Raw genomic sequence first — 23,813 nt, forward strand, 5'->3', positions numbered from 1 at the left:
ATTACAGTTTCTAGACAACTGCACAAGAGTTGTAACACTAGTGCGGGTGACCGGCGAAGAAATCCCACAGTGCACGGGTAGCGAAGGGCGGCCACTGATGGCCACCGTCGTTGACGGTGACGAGGACGACGCTGCGGCTGTCGGCGCATCCGGCGGTCGACGTGGTGACCAGGCCCTCGGTGGTGGTCACCGGGGCGCCGCACCGGTCAACGTTGCGCCAAAACGCATTCACCGCTGGCACCGAGGGACCGTCGATCGCGCCGAGGCCCGATCCACCGCCGTAAGGGATGAGCCGATCCGCCGTGCCGTGGATGTGCATGACCGAGGTCGGGTGCGGGGACCGGCAGGGATCCAGTTGCGTCGCCGCGTCCGGGCCGATCGCCGCGAAGACACCGGTGTTGCATGCCAGCGTGTAGGACATAATGCCGCCGTTGCTGATTCCGGTGGCATAGACCCTGGACGGGTTGATGCTGACGTTCTTGGCGATGTCGGCGACGGCGGCGGTGATGAAAGCCACGTCGTCGACGCCCTCCCGTGCCGGCCGGCCGCAGCAGCCGCCGCCGTTGACGTTCCAGGTCCAGTTCAGGCCGTCCGGATAGGCGACGAGGAACTTGTCAGACTCAGCCAATTCGTCCCAGCCGTAAGCCCTTTCGGCGCGGGCGGCGTTGCCGAACGCGCCGTGCAGCATGACCACCAGCGGGGCCGAGGCGGACAATCCCGTCGGCAGGTAGAGCCGATAGGTGCGGTCGACACCGCCGATCTTGACGGTGTGGACGCTGGTTCCGCTCACGAAGGCCGACGGTGGCACGGTTCGTCCCGACGTACAGCCGCTGAGCGCGAGTACGACCGTGAAAAACGTGATGGCTCGGCCGATCAGCCGCGTGTTCGCTCCCGCAGAAACGCGATGTCATCCTTGCGGCCCTCGTCGGCGGTTTCGCAGATCACCGGCGCGCCGGCGGCCTTGACCGCGGCCACCAGCAGCTCGGGATCGATCTGACCGGTGCCCAGGTTGGCGTGACGATCACGACCTGAGCCCGCTTCGTCCTTGGAGTCATTGCAGTGAACCAGGTCGATGCGGCCGGTGATGGCCTTGATGCGGTCCACCGCATCGACCAACGCCTCGCCGGCCGCCCAGGCGTGACAAGTGTCGAGGCATAAGCCGATCCCGGAGTCGCCGATGACGTCCCACAGTCGTGCGATGGTGTCGAAGTGACGGGCCATCGCGTGGTCGCCGCCGGCGGTGTTTTCCAGGTACACCGGGACCTCGGTGTGCAGCTGGTCGAGCGCCTTGCGCCAGCGCTGGAAGCCCTCCTCGAGGTCGTCCTCGTCGGCGACGTATCCGCCGTGCACGATCACCGCCGCGGCACCGATGTCGGCGGCCGCGTCACAGGTCTGCTGCAGGATCTTCCGCGACGGGATCCGCACCCGATTGTTCGCCGATGCGACGTTGATCAGGTAGGGAGCGTGCACATACACCGGCAGCTCCGCGGCTCTGAGCGCGGCGGCATCGTCGCGGGGTTTCGGCGCTTTCCAGCTCTGCGGATTGCCGAGGAAGATCTGCACGACGTCAGCGTTCTCGGCCTCCGCCGCGGCCAGCGGGTCCTGCGGGCTGACGTGTGAACCGATGAGCACGTTGGCCAGTCTAGTGCGTCACCAAGGGATGCTGAGCAGACGTAAAAGCCCCCATTTGGCTGCCCAAATGGGGGCTTTTACGTCTGCTCAGCTCGCTAAGCGAGGCCGTTGCAGGTGGGTGTTGATGCGGTCTACCAGGCCGACGGGATCGCCTCGGATGTCACCCACGGTCATGGGAATGCTCGTCCAACCGCATTCCTGTAGGCGGGCGGTTTTCAGCCGGTCGCGCAGCAGTGCATCGCGGCCCACATGCCATTCGATGCTGTCGTACTCGGCGACGACCATCACATCCGGCCACGCGAAGTCGACGCGCCACCGTGTGCCGTAGTCGTCAACGATCTCGTACTGCAACTCGGGCATGGGTAACCGGTTATCGATAAACACCAGTCGGGCCTCACTCTCCATCGGAGATTCGGCACGGCTGTCGGCATAACCGATCAACTCACGGACCTTGACGATGCCGCGGCGGCCCTTGTGTTCACGGATTACTGCGTGTAGTTCCCCCTTGGTGCACGCGCCAACATGCAGCGCAGCATCGAGCGTCGCCAGGGCGCGTGGCCGCCGCAACGTCCGCGCTACTTCGATCACCGTCCATGCCGGCGCCGTCGCCAGCCGACCCTCTACCCGTCGCAGCGGTGCGCCAATTCGCTGATGCACCATCAGAGCGGGTGATGGTCGCATGCGGACACCCGGGTCAAGGACGTGAATGCGCGACGTGCCCTCGGTGTCGAAGCCGTACAACGCCGCGGCCGTGCCCATGCAGGCGACAATCGGTTGGCCGGCCAACAAATCCAGCGCAGCCAACTTGCCCGACACAGCGGGTTCACTCAACGCATAGACGCCGTGGCGCACCCGGATCAGCTTGCCCGCCTTGACAAGTCCCGCCAAGCGCTTGCGGCTTGTGACGCCGAGCAATTGTTGCGTGGTGGCCAGGCCGCCATTGGCCGAGATGACTTCGTCGACGAACACGCGCTCATGGTGTCCCGCGCCAGTGCGGACCGAAAGTCAGCGCTGTGGATAGTACGCGAGCAGACGCGAAAGCCCCCAAATCGGGCCCGATTTGGGGGCTTTCGCGTCTGCTCGCGCTACCTATAGTCGCTGTAGCCGTAGTCGTCCAGCGGGACGGCTGCTCCAGTGGCCTGCCCGAAGTCCGGGCTGTAGTACTGATCCTCGTAGGACGGGATCGTGTACGCCGCGGCGCGGGCCTCCTCGGTGGGCTGCACCGCGATGTTGCGGTAGCGGTTGATGCCGGTACCGGCCGGGATCAGCTTGCCGATGATCACGTTCTCCTTCAGACCGTTGAGCTTGTCGCTGCGGCAGTTGATCGCCGCATCGGTCAGCACTCGCGTGGTCTCCTGGAACGACGCCGCGGACAGCCACGAGTCGGTGGCCAGCGACGCCTTGGTGATACCCATCAACACCGGACGGCCGGCGGCGGGCTCGCCGCCCTCGGCCACCACCCGACGATTTTCGGCCTCGAACTCCGCACGATCGATCAGCGAGCCGGGCAGGAACTCCGTCGAGCCCGAGTCGATGATGGTGACGCGGCGCAGCATCTGGCGAACGATCACCTCGATGTGCTTGTCGTGGATCGACACGCCCTGCGCCCGGTAGACCTCCTGGACCTCGCGGACGAGGTGGATCTGCACCTCGCGCGGGCCCTGAACACGCAGCACCTCGTGCGGGTCGGCGGAGCCTTCCATCAGCTGCTGGCCCACCTCGACGTGGTCGCCGTCGGAGAGCACCCGCTCGGAGCCGTCCTCGTGCTTGAACACGCGCAGCCGTTGGCGCTTGGAGAGCTTGTCGTAAACGACTTCCTCGCCGCCGTCGTCGGGCAGGATGGTGATCTTGTAGAAGCGCTCCCCGTCCTCCAGTCGGACCCGGCCGGTGACGTCGGCGATCGGCGCCTTACCGCGCGGCACCCGGGCTTCGAACAGCTCCTGCACACGCGGCAGACCGCCGGTGATGTCCTCACCGACACCACCCTGGTGGAAGGTACGCATGGTCAGCTGCGTGCCGGGCTCACCAATGGACTGGGCAGCCACGATGCCGACGGCCTCGCCGATGTCGACCAGCTTGCCCGTGGCCATCGAACGGCCATAGCAGGTCGCGCACACACCGGTACTGGTGGTGCAGGTCAACACGGAACGCACCTTGACCTGCATGATCCCCGCCGCCAGCAGCGCGTCGATCTCCGGATCGCCCAAGTCCTGGCCCCGCTCGACGATGACATTGCCCGCCTCGTCGACCGCGTCGGTGCCCAAAGTCCGTGCGTACGCCGATGTTTCGATATACGGATCACGGATCAGCGTGCCATCAGGTTGACGCTCGGCCAGCTCGACGACGATGCCGCGCTCGGTCTGACAGTCGTGCTCACGGACGATAACGTCTTGCGACACGTCCACCAGACGCCGCGTCAGGTAACCGGAGTCCGCGGTACGCAACGCGGTGTCCGCCAAGCCCTTTCGAGCGCCGTGGGTGTTGATGAAGTACTCCAGAACGGTCAGTCCCTCACGGAACGACGACTTGACCGGACGCGGGATGAACTCACCCTTCGGATTGGTCACCAGGCCCTTCATGCCGGCCAGTGTTCGGGTCTGGGTGAAGTTACCCGTGGCCCCCGAGTCGACGATCGTGATGATCGGGTTGTCACTGGGGTAGTGCTCCCGCAGCGCCTGACCCACCTCGTCGGTGGCTTCCTTCCAGATCTCCACCAGGGCCTCGTTGCGCTCGTCGTGGTTCAAAGCGCCACGCTGGAACTGCTTTTCGACCTTGTCGGCGCGCTCCTCGTAGTGGTCGAGGATCTCCTTCTTGCGCGGGGGAACCAACACGTCGGCCATGGAGACCGTGACGCCGCTTCGGGTCGCCCAGTAGAAACCGGCATCCTTGAGCTTGTCGACGGTCTGCGCGACCACGATCATCGGGTAGCGTTCGGCCAGGTCGTTGATGATGGAAGCCTGCACCTTCTTGTGCATCTGCTTGTTCACGAACGGATACCCAAGCGGCAGCAGCTCGTTGAACATCACCCGGCCCAACGTCGTCTCGGCCATCCACGGATCGCCCGGCTGCCAGCCGTTGACGCCGAACAGCTCGGCCTCGATCTCGGCCGACGGGCGCAGCTGGGTCAACCGCACCTTGATCTTGGCGCGCACGCTCAAAACACCGCGGTCGGCCGCCATGATCGCCTCGGCAGGTGAGGAGTACACACCCGTTTCCGGACGGTCCCCGTTGGCCGGCTGGTATTCGCCGGTGTCACCGTCGACCGCGGTGGTCAGGTAGTACAGTCCGGTCACCATGTCCAGGCGCGGCATCGCCAGCGGCCGGCCGGACGCGGGCGACAGGATGTTGTTCGACGACAACATCAGGATGCGGGCCTCGGCCTGTGCCTCCGCGGACAGCGGCAGGTGCACGGCCATCTGGTCACCGTCGAAGTCGGCGTTGAACGCCTCACACACCAGCGGGTGCAGCTGAATGGCCTTGCCCTCCACCAGCATTGGCTCGAATGCTTGGATACCCAGCCGGTGCAGGGTGGGCGCGCGGTTGAGCAGTACCGGGTGCTCGGCGATGACCTCTTCGAGGACGTCCCACACCTGCGGACGCTGCCGCTCCACCATGCGCTTGGCGCTCTTGATGTTCTGCGCGTGGTTGAGGTCAACCAGCCGCTTCATCACGAACGGCTTGAACAGCTCCAGCGCCATCAGCTTGGGCAGGCCGCACTGGTGCAGCTTGAGCTGCGGACCGACCACGATGACGGACCGGCCCGAGTAGTCGACACGCTTGCCGAGCAGGTTCTGACGGAACCGGCCCTGCTTGCCCTTGAGCAGATCGGAAAGCGACTTCAGCGGGCGGTTGCCCGGCCCGGTAACCGGACGACCCCGGCGGCCGTTGTCGAACAGCGCATCCACGGACTCCTGCAGCATCCGTTTCTCGTTGTTGACGATGATCTCCGGCGCACCAAGATCGATAAGCCTCTTGAGCCGGTTGTTGCGGTTGATCACCCGGCGGTACAGGTCATTCAAGTCAGACGTGGCGAACCGGCCACCGTCGAGCTGCACCATCGGGCGCAGCTCCGGCGGGATCACCGGCACCGCGTCGAGCACCATGCCCATCGGCGAGTTACCCGACTGCTGGAATGCCGCCACCACCTTGAGGCGCTTCAAAGCGCGAAGTTTCTTCTGCCCCTTGCCGTTTCGAATGACCTCACGCAACGCCTCGGCCTCGGCGTCGATGTCGAAGTTCTCGATCAGCTTCTGGATCGACTCCGCGCCCATGGCACCGGTGAAGTACTCGCCGTAGCGATCGACGAGCTCGCGGTAGAGGTTCTCGTCGACGATCAGCTGCTTGGGGGCCAGCTTGGTGAAGGTGTTCCAGATGTCCTCCAACCGGTCCAGCTCGCGCTGCGCGCGGTCGCGGATCTGGCGCATTTCCCGCTCGCCGCCGTCGCGCACCTTGCGCTTGGCGTCCGCCTTGGCACCCTCGGCTTCCAGCTCGGCGAGGTCGGCCTCCAGCTTCTGAGCCCGCGCCTCCACCTCGGCGTCGCGCTGATCCTCGACGGCCTTGCGCTCCACCGCCATCTCGGCCTCGAGCGTCGACAGCTCGTTGTGGCGCATCTCCTCGTCGACCGAGGTGATGACGTACGCGGCGAAGTAGATGATCTTCTCGAGGTCCTTGGGCGCCAGGTCAAGCAGGTAGCCCAGGCGCGAAGGCACACCCTTGAAGTACCAGATATGCGTGACCGGGGCGGCCAGCTCAATGTGGCCCATCCGCTCCCGACGCACCTTGGCGCGGGTCACCTCTACGCCACAGCGCTCGCAGATGATGCCCTTGAAGCGCACCCGCTTGTACTTGCCGCAGTAACACTCCCAGTCCCGAGTCGGTCCGAAGATCTTCTCGCAGAACAGGCCGTCCTTCTCCGGCTTCAGCGTGCGATAGTTGATGGTCTCCGGCTTCTTGACCTCGCCGTAAGACCATTGGCGAATGTCCTCCGCGGTCGCCAGGCCAATGCGGAGTTCATCGAAGAAGTTGACGTCGAGCACGTAACTCCCTTTCCCCTTGCGGGTTTAGTGACTAAAGGACGTTGGCCGGTGATGGACACTAAGCCAAGTCCTCAACAGACGCGGATTCGTTGCGGGACAAGTTGATTCCCAAATTCGCCGCGGCTCGTTCGAGGTCTTCGTCCTCACCTTCGCGCAGCTCGATCGCCGCGCCGTCGGACGACAGCACTTCGACGTTGAGGCAAAGCGACTGCAGCTCCTTCAGCAGGACCTTGAACGACTCGGGAATACCCGGCTCCGGGATGTTCTCGCCCTTGACGATCGCCTCGTACACCTTGACCCGGCCGACGGTGTCGTCGGATTTGATGGTCAACAGCTCCTGCAGCGTGTACGCGGCACCGTAGGCCTGCATGGCCCAGCACTCCATCTCGCCGAAGCGCTGGCCGCCGAACTGCGCCTTACCACCCAGCGGCTGCTGGGTGATCATCGAGTACGGGCCGGTGGAGCGGGCGTGGATCTTGTCGTCCACCAGGTGGTGCAGCTTCATGATGTACATATAGCCAACCGTCACCGGGTACGGGAACGGTTCGCCGCTGCGCCCGTCGAACAGCACGGCCTTGCCGTCGCCGTCTACCAGCACGTCACCGTCGCGGTTGGGCAGCGTGGCCGACAGCAGCCCCTGCAGCTCCTCCTCCTGGGCGCCGTCGAACACCGGTGTCGACACGATGGCATTCGGCTCGGCCGCAAGTAGCTCGTCGGGCAGCCTGGCAGCCCAGTCCGGAACTCCGTTGGCGGTGTTGATCTTCCAGCCGCTGTGGGCACACCAGCCAAGGTGGGTCTCCAGGATCTGGCCGATGTTCATCCGTCGCGGCACACCGTGCGTGTTCAGGATGATGTCGACCGGGGTGCCGTCCGGCAGGAACGGCATGTCCTCGACCGGCAGGATCTTGCCGATCACGCCCTTGTTGCCGTGCCGGCCGGCGAGCTTGTCGCCGTCGGAGATCTTGCGCTTCTGGGCCACGTAGACGCGGACGAGTTCGTTGACGCCGGCGGGCAGTTCGTCGTCGTCCTCGCGGGAGAACACCCGAATGCCGATCACCTTGCCGGATTCACCGTGCGGCACCTTCAATGAGGTGTCGCGGACCTCGCGGGCCTTCTCTCCGAAGATCGCCCGCAGCAGCCGCTCTTCGGGCGTCAGCTCGGTCTCCCCCTTCGGGGTGACCTTGCCGACCAGGATGTCGCCGTCGCGAACCTCGGCGCCGATGCGCACGATGCCGCGCTCGTCCAGGTCGGCGAGCACCTCGTCGGAGACGTTCGGGATGTCCCGGGTGATCTCCTCGGCGCCCAGCTTGGTGTCGCGGGCGTCGATCTCGTGCTCCTCGATGTGGATCGAGGTCAGCACGTCCTCTTCGACGAGCCGGTTGGACAGGATGATCGCGTCCTCGTAGTTGTGTCCCTCCCACGGCATGATCGCGACCAGCAGGTTCTTGCCCAGCGCCATCTCACCGTTCTCAGTGCACGGACCGTCGGCGATCACCTGGCCGGCCTCGACCCGGTCCCCGGCGTCCACGATCGGCGACTGGTTGGCGCAGGTGCCGTGGTTGGAACGGGCGAACTTGCGCATCCGGTAGGTGTGTCGGGTGCCGTCGTCGGCCATCACGGTGATGTAGTCGGCGGACACCTCCTCGATCACCCCGGACTTCTCGGCGACGACGACGTCGCCCGCGTCGATCGCCGCACGCAACTCCATGCCGGTGCCCACCAGCGGCGCCTCGCTGCGCACCAGCGGAACCGCCTGGCGCTGCATGTTGGCACCCATCAGGGCGCGGTTGGCGTCGTCGTGCTCGAGGAACGGAATCATCGCGGTGGCCACCGACACCATCTGGCGCGGCGAGACGTCCATGTAGTCCACCTCGGACGAGGGCACGTACTCGACCTCGCCCGCCTTGCGGCGAACCAGGACACGCGGCTCGAGGAACCGGCCGTCTTCGGCGATCGGCGAGTTGGCCTGCGCCACAACGTGGCGATCCTCTTCGTCGGCGGTCAGGTATTCGATCTCGTCGCTGACCACACCGTCGACCACCTTGCGGTACGGCGTCTCGATGAACCCGAACGGGTTGACCCGCGCGTACACCGACAGCGAACCGATCAAACCGATGTTCGGCCCCTCCGGGGTCTCGATCGGGCACATCCGGCCGTAATGCGACGGGTGCACGTCGCGAACCTCCAGCCCGGCGCGCTCACGCGACAGACCGCCCGGGCCCAGCGCCGACAGCCGGCGCTTGTGTGTCAGGCCCGACAACGGGTTGTTCTGGTCCATGAACTGCGACAGCTGGCTGGTGCCGAAGAACTCCTTGATCGCGGCGACCACCGGCCGGATGTTGATCAGCGTCTGCGGCGTGATGGCCTCGACGTCCTGCGTGGTCATCCGCTCCCGGACAACGCGTTCCATCCGCGACATACCGACCCGGATCTGGTTCTGGATCAGCTCGCCGACCGTGCGGAGCCGGCGGTTGCCGAAGTGGTCGATGTCGTCGGTCTCCACCGGCACCTCGACGCCGCCCGGGACGGTCATCGTGGCCTGACCCTCGTGCAGGCGGACCAGGTATTCGATGGTGGCGACGACGTCCTCTTCGGTCAGCGTCGAACTCGTGATCGGCTCACCGGCGTGCAACCCGAGCTTCTTGTTGACCTTATAGCGGCCAACCCGGGCGAGGTCGTAGCGCTTCTCCTTGAAGAACAGGTTCTCCAGCAGCGTCTGCGCGGACTCCTTGGTCGGCGGCTCCCCCGGACGCAGCTTCCGGTAGATATCCAGCAGCGCCTCGTCGGTGCCGACGGTGTTGTCCTTCTCCAGCGTCGACATCATGATCTCGGAGAAACCGAACCGCTCGGTGATCTGCTCGCTGGTCCAGCCCAGCGCCTTGAGCAGCACGGTGACCGGCTGGCGGCGCTTGCGGTCGATGCGCACACCCACGGTGTCACGCTTGTCGACGTCGAACTCCAGCCAGGCGCCGCGGCTAGGGATCACCTTGACGCTGTGCAGCGTCTTCTCGGTGGACTTGTCGATGGTCTCGTCGAAGTAGACGCCGGGCGACCGCACGAGCTGGCTGACCACCACGCGCTCGGTGCCGTTGATGATGAACGTGCCCTTCTCGGTCATCATCGGGAAGTCGCCCATGAACACCGTCTGGCTCTTGATCTCGCCGGTGTTGTTGTTGATGAACTCGGCCGTGACGAACAGCGGGGCCGCGTACGTCATGTCCTTGTCTTTGCACTCATCGACGGGAGCCTTGACGTCGTCGAAGCGGGGGTCGGAGAAAGACAGCGACATCGAGCCGGAAAAGTCCTCGATCGGCGACAGCTCGTAGAGCACCTCTTCGAGGCCACCCACCGGTTTGACGTCGCCGCGGGCGATGGCGGACTCGCGCCAGCGAGGCGAGCCGATCAGCCACTCGAACGAGTCGGTCTGGACGTCAAGCAGCCCCGGAACCTCAAGCGGTTCACGAAGCTTGGCGAAAGAGATTCGATTGGGCGCTCCGGGTACGGAGCTGTTCGAGGAACTTTGCGGGCGACTCTGACTGGGACTAGCGTCTGTCTTGCTCTGGCGGAAATCTGCCAAGATGCATCCTTCCAGCACCTCGTGCGACCAACGAGAGCCTGGGCAGAGCCTTGGAAAGGCCAGCCCACCGGGGCCTGTTCGCCGCGATAATTGTGTCGGTTCGGCCGGCGAACGATCTGTCCGGATCTCAAGCACGCAACCAAATAGCTGAGCCGCAAAACGGGGCTCAGGCTAAGACCACGTTGTCAAGTGGCAGCGGGTGAGATGGGCAGGAAGTAGCCAGCGCAACGTCCAACGATAGCGCAGGACTGCGCATTCCTCAAATACCCGCCACTGCCTGTCCACGAGTCTCGGCGCTGGCTGGCGATCTCGAGTTGCCCTGGACAGGTACGGCACATGCTGCCCAACAGATTGACCCGTTTGGGCCCTCGCGTCAAGGGGGACGGGTGCCGAGTTAGGCCGCGCCCTGCAGAATTCTTTCCGGGGGTCTTGCCGCGACGTCCCTGACTCCGCCTTGCGGGCGCAACGACCGACGCGACCTGTCAGAACTCGTGCGAGCGGTACTTGTGTGTGCCCTCGAGGTCGTCGAGGATCGCCGCCTGGGCCTTCTGTGGCAGTGTGTGCAACATCTCGCGCACCCGCGCCTGGCGCCGAGCCACCGCCTTGCGCTCGGGCATGCCCGGCGTTGCGGTGATCTGCGGCGGCACGCCTTCGATTTCCTCCACACCACCCGCGTGGTGACCGGCGTCGAGCAGGGCCTGCTCCTCGGCCATGGTCGCCTCGTCCTTCTCCTCCGACATCCCGATCGGCCCGATGCGGCGGCCGTTGAGGAACTGCCGCACCACAGGCTCGTCGCTGGTCAGCAGCACTTCCCGCGGCCCGAACATGACCAGGTGCTTGCGGAACAACATGCCCATGTTGTCCGGCACGGTCCGGGCGATGTTGATGTTGTGCGTCACGATGAGGATGGTCGCGTCGATCTGGGCATTGATGTCCATGATGAGCTGGCTCAGGTAGGCGGTACGCACCGGGTCCAGACCCGAGTCGGGCTCGTCGCAGAGGATAATCTGCGGGTCCAGGACGAGGGCACGAGCCAGGCCGGCGCGCTTGCGCATACCACCGGAGATTTCGCCGGGGAACTTCTTCTCGTCGCCACCAAGACCGACCATCTGCAGCTTCTCCATGACGATGTCACGGATTTCGCTTTCCTTCTTCTTGGTGTGCTCACGCAGCGGGAACGCGGTGTTGTCGTAGAGGTTCATCGACCCGAACAGCGCGCCGTCCTGGAACAGCACACCGAATAACGTGCGGATCTCGTACAGCTCCTTGGCCGAGCATTCGATGATGTCCGTGCCATCGATGATGATCGAGCCGCGTTCCGGCCGCAGCAAACCGATGAGTGACTTCAGGAACACCGACTTGCCGGTACCGGACGGTCCCAGCAACACGCTGACCTCACCAGCGGGGATCTCGAGCGTGACGTCTTCCCAGATCCGCGAGGACCCGAAGGATTTCGTGAGGTTATTAACCTCAATGCTGACGCCCATGGGGAATCCTTCCGTCGACGCGCGTACCCGCCACCTCCCCTATTGTGTGGCTTGAGTCACTGTCTTGGAGTTACTGTAGCGCACGGCCCGGGCCCGGCATCAGGGTTGCCAGGATAACAATCCTCGTCAGGCCGTGGGTGCCCAGTTGCCGTGGAACCCCAGCGGCACCCGCTGCGGCAGGTGCACGGTGGCTATCGACTCGAGGGTCTGGGCATCCAGCAACAGCAGTTGGCCTTCGTCATGACCGCGGTGATACCCGTACCCCATGAGGATGCCGTCGTCTTCGGCTCTGCTTTCGGGATTGGGCACGAAGGACATCTCGGCGATCAGGAGGTCCGATTCAAGCGCGGCGACTTCGCTGGATCCGGTCGCGTAGTCGTGCTTGTACAGCGACGTGGTCAGCTCCGATGCGCCTTGGGTCAAGTAGCCGCCGTCGATGCCGAGGGTGTAGCCGAAGCGATGCTTGCCACCCAGCAGGGTCTCGTTGATCCGCGGGAACTCCTGCGGCCGTTCGTCGCGGCATTCGGCGGTCATCGCACCGGTGGCCAGGTTGACGGTCCAGCGGTCGAGGGTGGGTCGGCTGTCGCCAGGACCGCGAAGGTCGCGGTCGAACATCCGTGAGTAGCGCACCACGTCGAGCACCAGCACCTCGGCGCCGTCACGTTCTTCCGTGTACGCATTGAGCGGATGGAAGACGAAGCAGGGTTCGATGTCGAACCATCGCACGTTATCGTTGCCCCCCTCACGGGGCATCACACCAATCCGGGCCTGGTGGTTCGGGTCCCATGCATACGGGAACCGGTCGGTGGTGAGCTTGGGATTGCGGTTCATCACGGCCACGATCGGATCGGGTATCCGGACCCGCCCGATCAACGACTGCATCGTCAGACGAGCCGCCAAGCTAAGCCACCGTGGCACCTTGACCAGCTGGACCTGTCTGGAATCGAACCTGACCGGCAGGTCGTAGATCACCACGTACTTGTCGGTCAACGAAAAATCGTGCATCGCCGGCGATCCGCCCACCTCGATGTCGACGGTGCGGCGGGCGTGCCCCTTGGTGTCGATCACCGAGTACTGCACCGTCCGCCCGCGGGCGAATGAATAGGACACAGCGTGCAATTCGCCGGTCTGCGGGTCCCGGTGCGGATGTGCGGTGTAGCCCCCGGTCAGCGTGCCGTCGAAGTCGCATGTCCCGATGGTGTCGAGCTCGTCGGTGAGCTCGTAGTTGGCGACTCCGCCCTCGACGAGCGCGAGGGTCCGTCCGTCATGGGCCAACACACTGGTGTTGGCGCCAATGGACAGCATGCCCGCCCGCGGGTCGAGACGGCTGGGTGCCGGCTCGCCGAGGATCGCGCATACGCGCTGGCTGCGCACCCAGCGGTTGCGGTACCAGCGAGCCTGCCCGCCCCGCAGCGCGACCCCGTGAACCATCCCGTCGCCACTGAACCAGTGGTAGGTGGCGGGATCGACCTCCGCGACCGGGTTGGGCCCGTTGCGCAGATAGCGCCCGTCAAGGTGCTCCGGGATGCGCCCGGTGACCCGCAGATCAGTCGCGGTCACTTCCGCGCTTACCGGCGCCAGGAATCCCTCGAGGTACGGATTGTGGGATTTGACGGTTCGCGTCGTTGTCACGGCCGAACTCCTATAACATTGTTATTACGCTGTTATTGGCACGGTACGCCGCCGATGAGAACATGGCAAGGATGACTTCGCAGACGCAAAGCAGTGTTCGTGACGAGTTGCTGCATGCCGCCGTCGCTCTGCTCGACGAGCACGGGCCCGATGCGCTGCAGACCCGCAAGGTGGCGGCCGCCGCCGGGACGTCGACGATGGCGGTGTACACCCACTTCGGCGGGATGCGGGCGCTGATCGCCGAGGTCGCCGAGGAGGGTTTGCGGCAGTTCGACGCCGCGCTGTCGGTGCCGCAGACCGCTGACCCGGTGGCCGACTTGCTGGCCATCGGTGCCGCCTACCGGCGCTATGCCATCGAACGGCCACACATGTATCGGCTGATGTTCGGCAGCACCAGCGCACAGGGCATCAACGCGCCGGCCGACAACGTCCTGACCCTGACGATCCCCGAGATCGAGCAGCGCGACCCCAGCTTCGCGCACGTGGTGCGCGGCGTGCGCAGGTCGATCGTGGCAGGCCGGATCACCGCCGCCGGCTCCGCGGACGACGACGCCAAAGTGGTTGCCACGGCCGCCCAGTTCTGGGCATTGATACACGGGTTCGTCATGCTCGAGCTAGCCGGTTTCTATGGCGATGAGGGCACGGCCGTCGGACCGGTGCTCGGCGCGATGACCACGAACCTGCTGGTCGCCCTGGGCGATTCACCCGAGCAGCTTCGGCTGAGCAGACGCAAAAGCGCCCGACACGCCCACTAATTGGGCGCTTTTGCGGCTGCTCGGCGTAGAGAAGTTGACCTATTTGACGGTGACGGTGGCGCCGGCGGCCTCGAGCTTGGCCTTGGCCTCGTCGGCGGCCTCCTTGGCGACCTTCTCCAGCAGCGGCTTAGGCGCGCCGTCGACCAGGTCCTTGGCCTCCTTGAGGCCGAGGCCGGAAACGATCTCGCGGACGACCTTGATGACGCCGATTTTCTTGTCGCCGGCGGCCTCGAGGATGACGTCGAACTCGGACTGCTCCTCGGCGGCCTCTGCCGGGGCACCAGCCGCCGCGGGACCCGCCGCGGCAACGGCCACCGGAGCGGCGGCGGTCACCTCGAAGGTCTCCTCGAACTTCTTGACGAAGTCGGAGAGCTCCAACAGCGTCATTTCCTTGAACGCGTCAAGCAGCTCGTCGGCAGAGAGCTTTGGCATGGTCGGCGGTCCTTCCTAATATTCTGCGATTTTTGGGGTTCACGGGTGCTGGTGCTATTCGGCCGAAGCTGGTTCTGGCGCCGGGGCCGCTGCCGCCTTCTTTTCCTGCAATGCGGCCGCGAGCCGGGCCATCTGCGAGGCGGGCGCATTGAACAGCCCGGCTGCCTTGGCGAGGTTGCCTTTCATCGCGCCGGCCAACTTGGCAAGCAACACCTCACGGGACTCCAGGTCCGCGATGCGCTCGACTTCGGCGACGGTCAACGGGTGGCCATCCATGTAGCCGCCCTTGATCACCAGCGCCTTGTGCTCTTTGGCGAACGTCTTGATGGCCTTCGCGGCGTCGACCGGCTCACCGCTGACGAACGCGATCGCCGTCGGGCCGGCGAACAGCTCGTCGAGTCCCTCGACACCGGCCTCCGACGCCGCGCGCTTGATGAGCGTGTTCTTGGCCACCGCATAGGTGGCGGACCCGCCCAGGGATCGACGCAGCTCGGCCAGGTTGGCCACCGTCAATCCGCGGTATTCGGTGATGACGGTCGCTGTCGAGGCCTTGAACTGCTCCGCGATGTCTGCAACGGCGGTGGCCTTGTCAGCCTTGGCCATGCACACCTCCTGAGGTGAAAGTCCGACCTGTCGTCTCGCGCCACCTCGGAACGCCCAAGAATGAAGTACGCCCCGGCGCAGGAAACGGCCGGGGCGATGAATGGCGCCGACGCGCGCGCCGGCGGTGGTGCCTCGTCCTCCTGCGTGGGCCGCCGGGATGTTCCCGGACCTTCGACCGATTGCTCGGTGACCGACGGTCTTTGGTGGATCGGCAACCACAATAGCGCGGCAGCTCAGATCGGCCAAAACAGCCTTCACTGCAATCTGGACGTTGCGCTCCCCGCCAGCCTGGCCGCCCCCACCAGTCCGGCCTCGCCACCGAGCTCGGCGGGCACCACGCGTAGGCCGGCCACAAAGTCCAGCCGGGCGTAGTCGGCCAACGCGGCGTGCAATGGGTCGAAGAGCAGGGGCCCGGACTTGGCCACGCCGCCGCCGATGACGACCAGGTCCAGGTCGCACACGGCGCCCACCGAGGCGATCATCGCCGCGAGCGCGGTGGCGCCGCGGCGGAACGCCCGCACCGCCACCGCATCCCCGGCCGTCGCCGCGTCGGCCAGGTCCTTGGCGCCGGCTCCGGGCGCCGCGGGCCAGCCGTTTTCCCGCGCCCAGCGCACCATCGACGGGCCGGCTGCGACGGTCTCGACGCAGCCGCGACCACCGCACGCGCACCGCCTGCCCGCGTCTTGGACCACCACGTGACCGACGTGGCCGGCATTGCCGGTGCGACCGGTATAGGGGTGACCATCGAGCACCAATCCACCGCCCACACCGGTCGACACCACCATGCCAAGCATGAAGCGCGCTCCCCGTCCGGCGCCGCGCCAGTGCTCGCCGAGCGCCATGCATACGCCGTCGCCGCCCAGCCGTACCGGCACCCCGGGAATCATGGCCGCGACCCTGTCCCGCAACGGGAAACCGCGCCAACACGCAATGTTGATCGGGCTGACCGTGCCGCCATGCAGGTCGATGGGCCCCGCCGCGGCGATGCCCACGCCACCGATCCCACCGTCGGCCGCGCGCAGCGCGTCGGCGATCATCGCGGCGACGGCGGACCACACCTGTTCCGCCCCGCCGTCGGCGGAGGTGGGATTTTCGGCTTTGTAGACCAGCGTGCCTTCGGAATCGGCCAGGCCGGCGGCGATCTTGGTGCCGCCGATGTCGAGGCAGAGAGTGAGGCTGGGCATCAGTGCCGGTGGGTGTTGTCGGGCTGGCGTGGGTCGCCGGGATGCTCGTAGCCGGGTGCCAGCTGGACCAACGCGGCCCGGCGCGCGTCCAGCCATGCCCGGAACGTGCGGCGCCGCGCGGCACCCAGAAGGTGTTCGGTGATCGCGGACCGCACGCCTTCCAGCGGCGGGCCGGCGACCGGCGGGGTGCGCCATCCGTCGCGTCCGGTCCGCGGCTCGGCGAACCGCAGCGGGTTGCGAGCGTGGTAGTCGGCCACGTCGTCGTCGGTGACTCGGACCGCTCTAGTGACGTCCGCGAACAGCGCCCGCGCCCGCGGATCCGCGAGGGTCGCCGCCGCTATGCTGCCAATCTCCAGCCGCGCCGTCACGTCGGGCAGTAGCTCGGCCTCGGCCGGGGCGTCCTGCGCAGCAAGGCCGCGCTCGGCAGCCTCGGCGGCGATCACTCGCTCGGTCACGACCAGTTGGGTGAGCCAGCGCCGCAGTTGCCGTCCCTCGCTGGTGCCGCTTGCTGGCAGCGCGGCCGCACGTGGACCGGTGCGCAGCCACGCCTCTCGCGCGTCGACCTCCTCGATCGGAACCGGAGCGCCGGCGACGGTCGCGACCGGGTGGACGCTCATTTCACGGTCACCCTCACGGCTGGCGAATAGACCAGCCGGCCGGCGCAGCCGACCCGAACCAGTGCCCACCACTGGCCCGGTGCCAGCCAGGGTGGCGGGATCACGTCGAAGACGAGTTCGGCGGTACCGCGCGGGGGCAGGACCGCGCCCAGGGCCGCCGGCCCGATCCACTCCCACGTCCCCCAGGGGCTGATCAGGTGCGCCTCCAGCGCCAACTCGGCCCGGGCGTGGGTGCCAACCGTGACGGCCAGGCGGGCCGAGTCGCCCGCCACCAGCTCGACGTCGACCGGCTCGTCGACGAGGTACAGCAGCTCCTCTCCCTCGGGGGCACCGACGGACACCGTGCACACGTCCTCGACCACCTGGCGCCACGCGGCCGGCACTCCGCTATCTGTGATGCGTAGCTGAGCGCGGACGGGATAAAGCCCCGGCTGTGTGCGCGGCGGGATCGCCAGCACCACGTCGGTCTCCAGGTGCTCGCCGGGGCACAGCGTGAACGGCAGCTCGACGGGCGCGGTCGACCAGCGGTCGGGACCCAGCACCGCGACCGTGCCGCCCAACGCGGAGTCCGTGCAGCCGCCGGCCGCGGTGAGGCGCAACACCACCTCGTCGCCCGGCTCGGCGCTCACCCGCCGGGGGTACAGGTGGGCGACGGCCGGCAACCCACCAAGGGGTGCGGGACCGCGGTTGTGCAGCCAATACCGCGAGTAGAGCGGTTGAGCCGTCTCGGCCTGCGGAGCCAGCGCGGCGCCGTCCGCCGCCAACACCTTGGGTGCGTCGAGGCGGGCCAGCACGGTGGCGATCTGGTAGCCGTGCAGATCGACCGAACCGCGTCGGCCCGCCTTCTCCAGGGGTCTTTCCCGCAGGTCGGCAAACCGGAGCGCGCGCACCTTGCCCACCTCGGAGCCGATCACGGCGCGGGTGGTCGCCCCGATCGTTTCCACCAATCGCAGCGTCACCGCGCCTGGGTGCACCGGCTGCGCGCGGCCGGCTACCAGCGGGTTGCCCGCCGCCTTGAGGGCGCCCAGGTGCACCGAGCCGGCAGGGTCGACCTGCAGCAGCGAACCAACCGCCGGCAGCCGACCCTCCCGTTGCCGCGGAGAGACCGCGAGCAGTGGGTGAGAAAACTGCGCGCTGCGAACCGGGATCTGGGCGCACCGCCAATCACCGTCGCCGCAGACCAATGCGTAGTCGAAATCATGCGTCCAGTGCTGAAGTTGGAAGTTCGAGCCGTCGGGTGCGGTGCGGCGCGGTTCGTCGATCCAGACGCCGGACGGCCAGCCGGTACAGGAGCGCATCAACGCGGTGTGCAGGGTGCCCTCGACATCGACGGCAAAGCTGGGCACCCCGCGGTTGAGCAGCGCGACGGTGCGGGCCTCGAAGGGTTCCATGCCCGCTCGCGCGTGCTGGTCGACCAGGATCTCGGCATCGCCCAGGTCTTCGGCCAGCGACGCAATCGCGGCGGCGAATTGCTTGTCGTCCCGCCCGTCAATCACCAGCACCGGCAGCGCACGCGGCGCACGCAAGTCGGCGCTGGGCGTCCAGACCTCGGCCAGCGGGGCCGCCGCCGGCACCCACACCCTGGCCTGACCGGTCCGCGCCAGCTGCCGCTCGAGTTCGGCCGCGTAGATCGAATCCGCCGCGGCCAGCACTGCTTTGGTGAACACGTTGCGGGTCGGCCCGCCCAGCGCGATCCGCGTGTCCGGCAGGTTGGAGTCGACGTCGAGGTGGCCGTAGCGCGGCTTGTCGGCGCCGCTGCAGGTGGCCGTGACTCCGGCGCGGACCAACGCGACCATCAGGTCGCGCGCCATCGGGCCGGACGTCGCCTCCGCGGGAGACACCACTTCGGCCACCGATACTGCCCGCACCGCCTCACTGCCGAGGCGCACCCGCACGGCCGAGGACAACCCGAACCAGCTGTACGCGGGGTTGTCCAGCGTCCACAGATGCGTAGCGGTGTCCACCGAGCGAGACCCCTCGTGCAGCAACGCGAAACCGCGCCCGACGACAGCGTCCCCCACCTCGCTGACCGGCATCCCGCCGGGCACCGGGCACGGCCAGCGCAGTCGCAACAACCGGTCTTCTCCCGTGAACCCGTCGACGGTGGTGCGGCAGTCCACCCGAGCCACGTCGCGCCACAGGGTGAGGGTTTGGGTGTAGCGCAGCAGCGTGCCGATCCGGCCCTGCACGACCAGCCGCTGGCCCAGCGGGCCGTGGTAAGCGCGCACCTGTGCGGGCGATTCCGACGAACAGACCACCGGCCCCCTGGGCAGCAGGTGCCACGGGCCTTCGCCCTGGGTCGGGTGCGACGGGTATTCCTCGTAAACGGCGAGCTCGTTGCCCACCCGGCCGTCGGCGATCAGCTCTCGACCGTCGCAAACCAGCGAAGAGACCCCAGCGCCACGCGCGGGGTCGACGGCCAAGCGGTAATGCTCGTTGGCAATCTCAAGGCCAGCGGCCGACTCCCAGCCCGCCCGTTCGCCTGCGGGGACCAACCGGTAGGTACGCCAGCCCAGCGACGGCACATCCCGCGCCACCCAGGTGACTGACCACCCGTCGTGCTCGACGTGCGCGGCCACCTCGGTTCCGTCGGAGTCAACCACCCGCACGCCGGCATCCAGCGGCGTATCCAGCCGGGCGGTGACGACATCGGTGCGCCGGTGGGTCAACGGATTCCACACCGCAACCGAGTCCGCGGGACCGGCTATGGCGCCAGACAGCAACGCCAAAGAGTTGTCGCGGGCCGCCCGGCCCAGCTCCCACGCGTCGCGCCAGCCGGTCAGCAGGTCGAGGTAGACCTGGTCGGACTCCGAGCCGGTGATGGCGTCGTGGTGGGCGCCGTAGGCCAACTGCACCCACGCCTTGGCCAACGCCGCCTGCGGGTACTCGGCGCCCGTCATTACCCCGGCGAACACGGCGAAGCGCTCGGCATCCAGCACGGCGTTCTCGGCCGCTCGGTTGGCTTGTTTGGTGTCGATGTAAGACACGTCCTTACCGGTGTAGATCGGGTTCATGTCGCGGGTTTGCGGCGACGGCGCTTGGCCTCGCCCCGCCAGCTCGGCGCGCACCGCCGCGAAGAACTCCCTCGGTAGCCCGCACACGAAGCGCGGCCAGGTGTAGCGCGCGGCCCAGTCGCGGTGGATGGCGGTGACCCACTTGTTCGGCGGCGTGTAGTCGGTGCCGACGGGCAGCAGCACGTTACGGGTCAGCGCGACCTTCTTGAGCCGGACGAACAACGCGTAGGTGGCGTCCTCGGCCTCGGCCAGGGAGGTCGATGAGTCCATCCACCAACCCGCCGAATAGTGCGCAGGCATGTAGTGGGTGAGCAGGCCGCGGCCCGAGGGCGAGATCCACTCGAACTCGCTGCAGAACTGCATGCGGTCGACGTCACCGCCCTGAGTGGGACCCCATTGGTGATGCGGTCCACGGGCCCACGAACTCGACGTCAACCCGGCATCGGCGGCCATCCCGGGAAATTGCGGGTCGTGACCGAACACGTCGAGCTGCCATGCGGTGGCCGGATCGGCGCCCAGCACGTCGCACTGAAACCCTATGCCGTGCACCAGGTTTCGGATCGTTGTCTCCGGGCCGGTGAGGTTGGTGTTGGGTTCGTTGTAGGTGCCGCCCATCACCTCGACACGACCTTCGGAGAGGAACCGGCGCAGGTCGGCGCGGTCCTCGGGGTGGGTGTCCCAGTACGGCTTGAGGTAATCCACCTCGGCCAGCACGAATTTGTATTCCGGCTCTCGGCGAGCCATTTCTAGGTGCGCGTGCACCAGCTCGAAGCCGTTGGTTTGCCGAGCGCGACCCGGCGGGTCTTCGGTCCACTGGCTGGTGTAGGCACCCTGGGTGTTCCACCACACCGGGTCGTAGTGAAAGTGGCTGACCATGAACATCGTCCACCCGGGCTCGGCGACGGTGAACTCGAAGGCCAGGCTCGATCCACCCGCGCGCGCCCGCGCGGCTCGCCGCTCTCCGACGACGGGTCGGTCGATCGAGACCGGAACCTCGACGACCTCCCGACCACGACGGCCGATGCCGGCCACCGCCGTTCCCCTTAGCCCGTCACCATCGATGCGGACCGGCGTGCGTTCGGTGCACCCGGCGACGCTGACACGCACCAGCTGCACCGGCGCCTCCGGCGGGCCAACAAACAGTTCGGTCGACTCGGCCGAGGCCACCCGCATGCCAGCACCTTACGCTCGGTGACATGGCCAGCGTCACCACGCAACTGGCCGACGAGCTCGACTGGCGCTGGCGCGCGCGGCTGCGCCCGCGCCTGGACGGCCTCACCGACCACGAGCAGTTCTGGCAGCCGGTGCCCAACTGCTGGACCGTGCATCCGGACGACTCGGCGACTTTGTGTTCCCGCCGCGGACCAGTGTCGCTCGTCGCCGAGCGTGTGCTCAGGGCGAAACTTCGAGACCGAAATCCCGCTCTGAGAACACGCTCGCCGGCCTTCCGTCTCCGGTGAGCGGGCTCACAAGGATTGGGACTTGACACCGCCGGTTTGGCACACTGCTCAGATGAGTTCCACCAAACACCGCGAGGTGGTGCAGCTGGACCGAGTGCCGTTGCCGGTCGAGGCCGCCCGGGTTGCCGCCACGGGCTGGCAGGTAACCCGCACCGCCGCTCGTGTCGTCACCAAGCTGCCTGGCAAGGGTCCGTGGCAGCAGAAGGTGATCAGAGAGATCCCGCAGACCTTTGCCGACCTGGGCCCGACGTACGTGAAGTTCGGACAGATCATCGCGTCCAGCCCCGGCGCGTTCGGCGAGTCCCTGTCCCGCGAGTTTCGGGGCTTGCTCGACCGGGTGCCGCCCGCCGACACCGACGCGGTGCACAAGCTGTTCGTCGAGGAACTCGGCGGCGAGCCGTCCGAGCTGTTCGCCAGTTTCGAGGAAGAGCCGTTCGCGTCGGCGTCCATCGCCCAGGTGCACTACGCGACGCTGCACAGCGGCGAGGACGTCGTCGTCAAGATCCAGCGGCCCGGCATCCGTCGCCGCGTCGCCGCGGACCTGCAGATCCTGAAGCGCTTCGCGCAGGCCGTCGAATTGGCCAAGCTGGGCCGCCGGCTCTCCGCACAAGACGTGGTCGCCGACTTTTCCGACAACCTGGCCGAGGAGCTGGACTTCCGGCTCGAGGCGCAGTCCATGGAGGCTTGGGTCTCACACCTGCACGCGTCGCCGCTCGGCAAGAACATCCGGGTGCCGGACGTGCATTGGGACTTCACCACCGAGCGGGTGCTAACCATGGAGCGGGTGCACGGCATCCGCATCGACGACGTCAAGGCCATCCGCACGGCCGGGTTCGACGGCGTCGAGCTGGTGAAGGCGCTGCTATTCAGTGTGTTCGAGGGCGGGCTGCGGCACGGGCTGTTTCACGGCGACCTGCACGCCGGCAACCTATACGTCGACGAGGCGGGCCGCATCGTGTTCTTCGACTTCGGCATCATGGGCCGCATCGATCCGCGTACCCGCTGGCTGCTGCGCGAGCTGGTGTATGCGCTGCTCGTGAAGAAGGATCACGCCGCGGCCGGCAAGATCGTCGTGCTGATGGGCGCCGTCGGCACCACCAAGCCCGAGACCCAGGCCGCCAAGGACCTGGAGCGCTTCGCCACCCCGCTGACGATGCAAACGCTCGGCGACATGTCGTATGCCGACATCGGCCGGCAACTGTCGGCGCTGGCCGACGCCTACGATGTCAGGCTGCCCCGTGAGCTGGTGCTGATCGGCAAACAGTTCCTGTACGTCGAGCGGTATATGAAGCTGCTGGCGCCCAGGTGGCAGATGATGTCCGACCCGCAGCTGACGGGGTACTTCGCCAATTTCATGGTCGAGGTCAGCCGCGAGCATCAATCTGATGACGTGGAGGTCTAGTGGAGGTTCGCAGCGGCTTTGCAGAATCACGGGCCGTGTCGGGTGACGTGAAACTGTACTACGAGGACATGGGTGAGCTCGATGACCCACCCGTGCTGCTGATCATGGGCCTGGGCGCCCAAATGCTGTTGTGGCGCACCGCTTTTTGCGAGAAGCTCGTCGGCCATGGCCTGCGCGTCATCCGCTACGACAACCGCGATGTCGGCCTCTCCACGAAGACTGAACGTCGGGGCCCCGGGCAGCCGCTGGTCGCCCGGCTAGTCCGCTCCTGGTTCGGGCTGCCCAGCAGGGCGGCTTACAAGCTGGAAGACATGGCGGACGACGCCGCAGCCCTGCTGGACCACCTCGACATCGAGCACGCCCACATTGTCGGGGCGTCGATGGGGGGGATGATCGCCCAGATCTTCGCCGCACGGTTCGCCGAGCGGACGAAAACGCTGGCGATCATCTTCTCCAGCAACAATCACCGGTTTTTGCCGCCGCCGGCCCCTCGCGCCCTGTTGGCGCTCATCAAGGGCCCGGCACCCGATTCACCGCGCGACGTCATCCTCGACAACGCCGTCCGCGTCAGCAAGATCATCGGCAGCCCGTGCTACCCCATGCCCGAAGAGCAGGTGCGCGCCGACGCCGCCGAGAGCTACGACCGCAACTACCACCCATGGGGGATTGCCCGCCAGTTCAGCGCGATCCTCGGCAGCGGCAGCCTGCTGCACTACGACCGGCGCATTGCCGCGCCTACGGTGGTGATTCACGGGCGAGCCGACAAGCTGATGCGCCCCTCCGGTGGCCGCGCGGTCGCCCGCGCTATCGACGGCGCCCGGCTGGTGCTGGTCGACGGTATGGGACACGACCTGCCCCAGCAACTGTGGGATCGGGTGATCGGCGAGCTGACGCGCAATTTCTCAGCCGCCGGATGAACCCCCGCATCCGGGTGGCTTTAGACTGCTTCGGATGATTGTCACGCACAATGCCGCGGGTTGTA

15 protein-coding genes and 1 pseudogene are annotated in these 23,813 nt (G+C 66.7%); 4 read left to right on the top strand and 12 right to left on the bottom strand.

The window, feature by feature from the left end:
- Positions 1 to 37 precede the first annotated feature (37 nt).
- The 7 genes from G6N24_RS17190 to G6N24_RS17220 all read right to left on the bottom strand — a co-directional run bounded on the left by G6N24_RS17190 (position 38) and on the right by G6N24_RS17220 (position 13,364).
- Positions 38 to 877: an alpha/beta hydrolase family esterase gene (locus G6N24_RS17190; protein ID WP_085157535.1), complete on the bottom strand. Its 840-nt coding sequence runs from the start codon at positions 875 to 877 to the stop codon at positions 38 to 40.
- Positions 874 to 1,632 carry a deoxyribonuclease IV gene (locus G6N24_RS17195; protein ID WP_085157534.1) on the bottom strand — a complete coding sequence of 253 codons (759 nt, stop codon included), beginning with the start codon at positions 1,630 to 1,632 and terminating at the stop codon, positions 874 to 876. The genes G6N24_RS17190 and G6N24_RS17195 overlap by 4 nt, the downstream gene beginning before the upstream one ends.
- An 87-nt stretch (positions 1,633 to 1,719) precedes the next feature.
- Complete coding sequence (locus tag G6N24_RS17200) at positions 1,720 to 2,601, bottom strand: type IV toxin-antitoxin system AbiEi family antitoxin domain-containing protein (RefSeq protein WP_085157533.1); 882 nt, start codon at positions 2,599 to 2,601, stop codon at positions 1,720 to 1,722.
- Between the two features lie 116 nt (positions 2,602 to 2,717).
- On the bottom strand, positions 2,718 to 6,668 hold the full coding sequence (locus tag G6N24_RS17205; RefSeq protein ID WP_085157532.1) for a DNA-directed RNA polymerase subunit beta': 3,951 nt from the start codon (positions 6,666 to 6,668) through the stop codon (positions 2,718 to 2,720).
- 58 nt (positions 6,669 to 6,726) lie between these two features.
- On the bottom strand, positions 6,727 to 10,245 hold the full coding sequence (gene rpoB, locus G6N24_RS17210) for a DNA-directed RNA polymerase subunit beta (RefSeq protein WP_139822221.1): 3,519 nt from the start codon (positions 10,243 to 10,245) through the stop codon (positions 6,727 to 6,729).
- 482 nt (positions 10,246 to 10,727) lie between these two features.
- Positions 10,728 to 11,732, bottom strand: coding sequence for an ABC transporter ATP-binding protein (locus G6N24_RS17215; protein WP_085157518.1), 1,005 nt, complete (start codon positions 11,730 to 11,732; stop codon positions 10,728 to 10,730).
- A gap of 126 nt (positions 11,733 to 11,858) precedes the next feature.
- Positions 11,859 to 13,364, bottom strand: a complete 1,506-nt coding sequence (locus G6N24_RS17220; protein WP_085157515.1) for a carotenoid oxygenase family protein — start codon at positions 13,362 to 13,364, stop codon at positions 11,859 to 11,861.
- Positions 13,365 to 13,435: 71 nt separating this feature from the next.
- Here G6N24_RS17220 and G6N24_RS17225 point away from each other — a divergent pair, with 71 nt between their 5' ends.
- Complete coding sequence (locus G6N24_RS17225) at positions 13,436 to 14,119, top strand: TetR/AcrR family transcriptional regulator (RefSeq protein ID WP_163745551.1); 684 nt, start codon at positions 13,436 to 13,438, stop codon at positions 14,117 to 14,119.
- A gap of 39 nt (positions 14,120 to 14,158) precedes the next feature.
- Here the strand turns inward: G6N24_RS17225 and rplL are convergent, their stop codons facing one another.
- From rplL to G6N24_RS17250, 5 genes are all read right to left on the bottom strand, one after another.
- Entirely contained in the window at positions 14,159 to 14,551 is a 393-nt protein-coding gene (rplL, locus tag G6N24_RS17230) for a 50S ribosomal protein L7/L12 (RefSeq protein ID WP_085157513.1), read from the bottom strand.
- Positions 14,552 to 14,605: 54 nt separating this feature from the next.
- Positions 14,606 to 15,154 (bottom strand): 50S ribosomal protein L10, encoded by a 549-nt coding sequence (gene rplJ / locus G6N24_RS17235; RefSeq protein WP_085157510.1) that lies wholly within the window; start codon positions 15,152 to 15,154, stop codon positions 14,606 to 14,608.
- A gap of 254 nt (positions 15,155 to 15,408) precedes the next feature.
- Complete coding sequence (locus tag G6N24_RS17240) at positions 15,409 to 16,338, bottom strand: ROK family protein (protein ID WP_085157490.1); 930 nt, start codon at positions 16,336 to 16,338, stop codon at positions 15,409 to 15,411.
- Positions 16,338 to 16,955 carry a DUF7158 domain-containing protein gene (locus tag G6N24_RS17245; RefSeq protein ID WP_085157488.1) on the bottom strand — a complete coding sequence of 206 codons (618 nt, stop codon included), beginning with the start codon at positions 16,953 to 16,955 and terminating at the stop codon, positions 16,338 to 16,340. The genes G6N24_RS17240 and G6N24_RS17245 overlap by 1 nt, the downstream gene beginning before the upstream one ends.
- On the bottom strand, positions 16,952 to 21,142 hold the full coding sequence (locus G6N24_RS17250) for a glycoside hydrolase family 38 N-terminal domain-containing protein (protein WP_085157486.1): 4,191 nt from the start codon (positions 21,140 to 21,142) through the stop codon (positions 16,952 to 16,954). Before G6N24_RS17250 ends, G6N24_RS17245 begins: the two co-directional genes overlap by 4 nt.
- Before the next feature lie 23 nt (positions 21,143 to 21,165).
- Between G6N24_RS17250 and G6N24_RS17255 the strand changes: the two are divergent.
- From G6N24_RS17255 to G6N24_RS17265, 3 genes and pseudogenes are all read left to right on the top strand, one after another.
- A pseudogene (locus tag G6N24_RS17255) lies at positions 21,166 to 21,329 on the top strand (DinB family protein); the annotation flags it as partial.
- A gap of 152 nt (positions 21,330 to 21,481) precedes the next feature.
- Positions 21,482 to 22,831 carry an ABC1 kinase family protein gene (locus tag G6N24_RS17260; RefSeq protein WP_085157484.1) on the top strand — a complete coding sequence of 450 codons (1,350 nt, stop codon included), beginning with the start codon at positions 21,482 to 21,484 and terminating at the stop codon, positions 22,829 to 22,831.
- Complete coding sequence (locus tag G6N24_RS17265) at positions 22,831 to 23,748, top strand: alpha/beta fold hydrolase (protein WP_085157481.1); 918 nt, start codon at positions 22,831 to 22,833, stop codon at positions 23,746 to 23,748. Before G6N24_RS17260 ends, G6N24_RS17265 begins: the two co-directional genes overlap by 1 nt.
- Positions 23,749 to 23,813: the final 65 nt, after the last annotated feature.

The sequence above is a fragment of the Mycobacterium lacus genome (assembly GCF_010731535.1).
Lineage (GTDB): Bacteria > Actinomycetota > Actinomycetes > Mycobacteriales > Mycobacteriaceae > Mycobacterium > Mycobacterium lacus.

Bases quoted from the DNA above. Each gene is read 5' to 3' on its own strand.
- G6N24_RS17215 (WP_085157518.1), bottom strand. From the start codon at position 11,732: ATGGGCGTCAGCATTGAGGTTAATAACCTCACGAAATCCTTCGGGTCC.
- G6N24_RS17225 (WP_163745551.1), top strand. From the start codon at position 13,436: ATGACTTCGCAGACGCAAAGCAGTGTTCGTGACGAGTTGCTGCATGCC.
- rplL (WP_085157513.1), bottom strand. From the start codon at position 14,551: ATGCCAAAGCTCTCTGCCGACGAGCTGCTTGACGCGTTCAAGGAAATG.
- rplJ (WP_085157510.1), bottom strand. From the start codon at position 15,154: ATGGCCAAGGCTGACAAGGCCACCGCCGTTGCAGACATCGCGGAGCAG.
- G6N24_RS17240 (WP_085157490.1), bottom strand. From the start codon at position 16,338: ATGCCCAGCCTCACTCTCTGCCTCGACATCGGCGGCACCAAGATCGCC.
- G6N24_RS17245 (WP_085157488.1), bottom strand. From the start codon at position 16,955: ATGAGCGTCCACCCGGTCGCGACCGTCGCCGGCGCTCCGGTTCCGATC.
- G6N24_RS17250 (WP_085157486.1), bottom strand. From the start codon at position 21,142: ATGCGGGTGGCCTCGGCCGAGTCGACCGAACTGTTTGTTGGCCCGCCG.
- G6N24_RS17260 (WP_085157484.1), top strand. From the start codon at position 21,482: ATGAGTTCCACCAAACACCGCGAGGTGGTGCAGCTGGACCGAGTGCCG.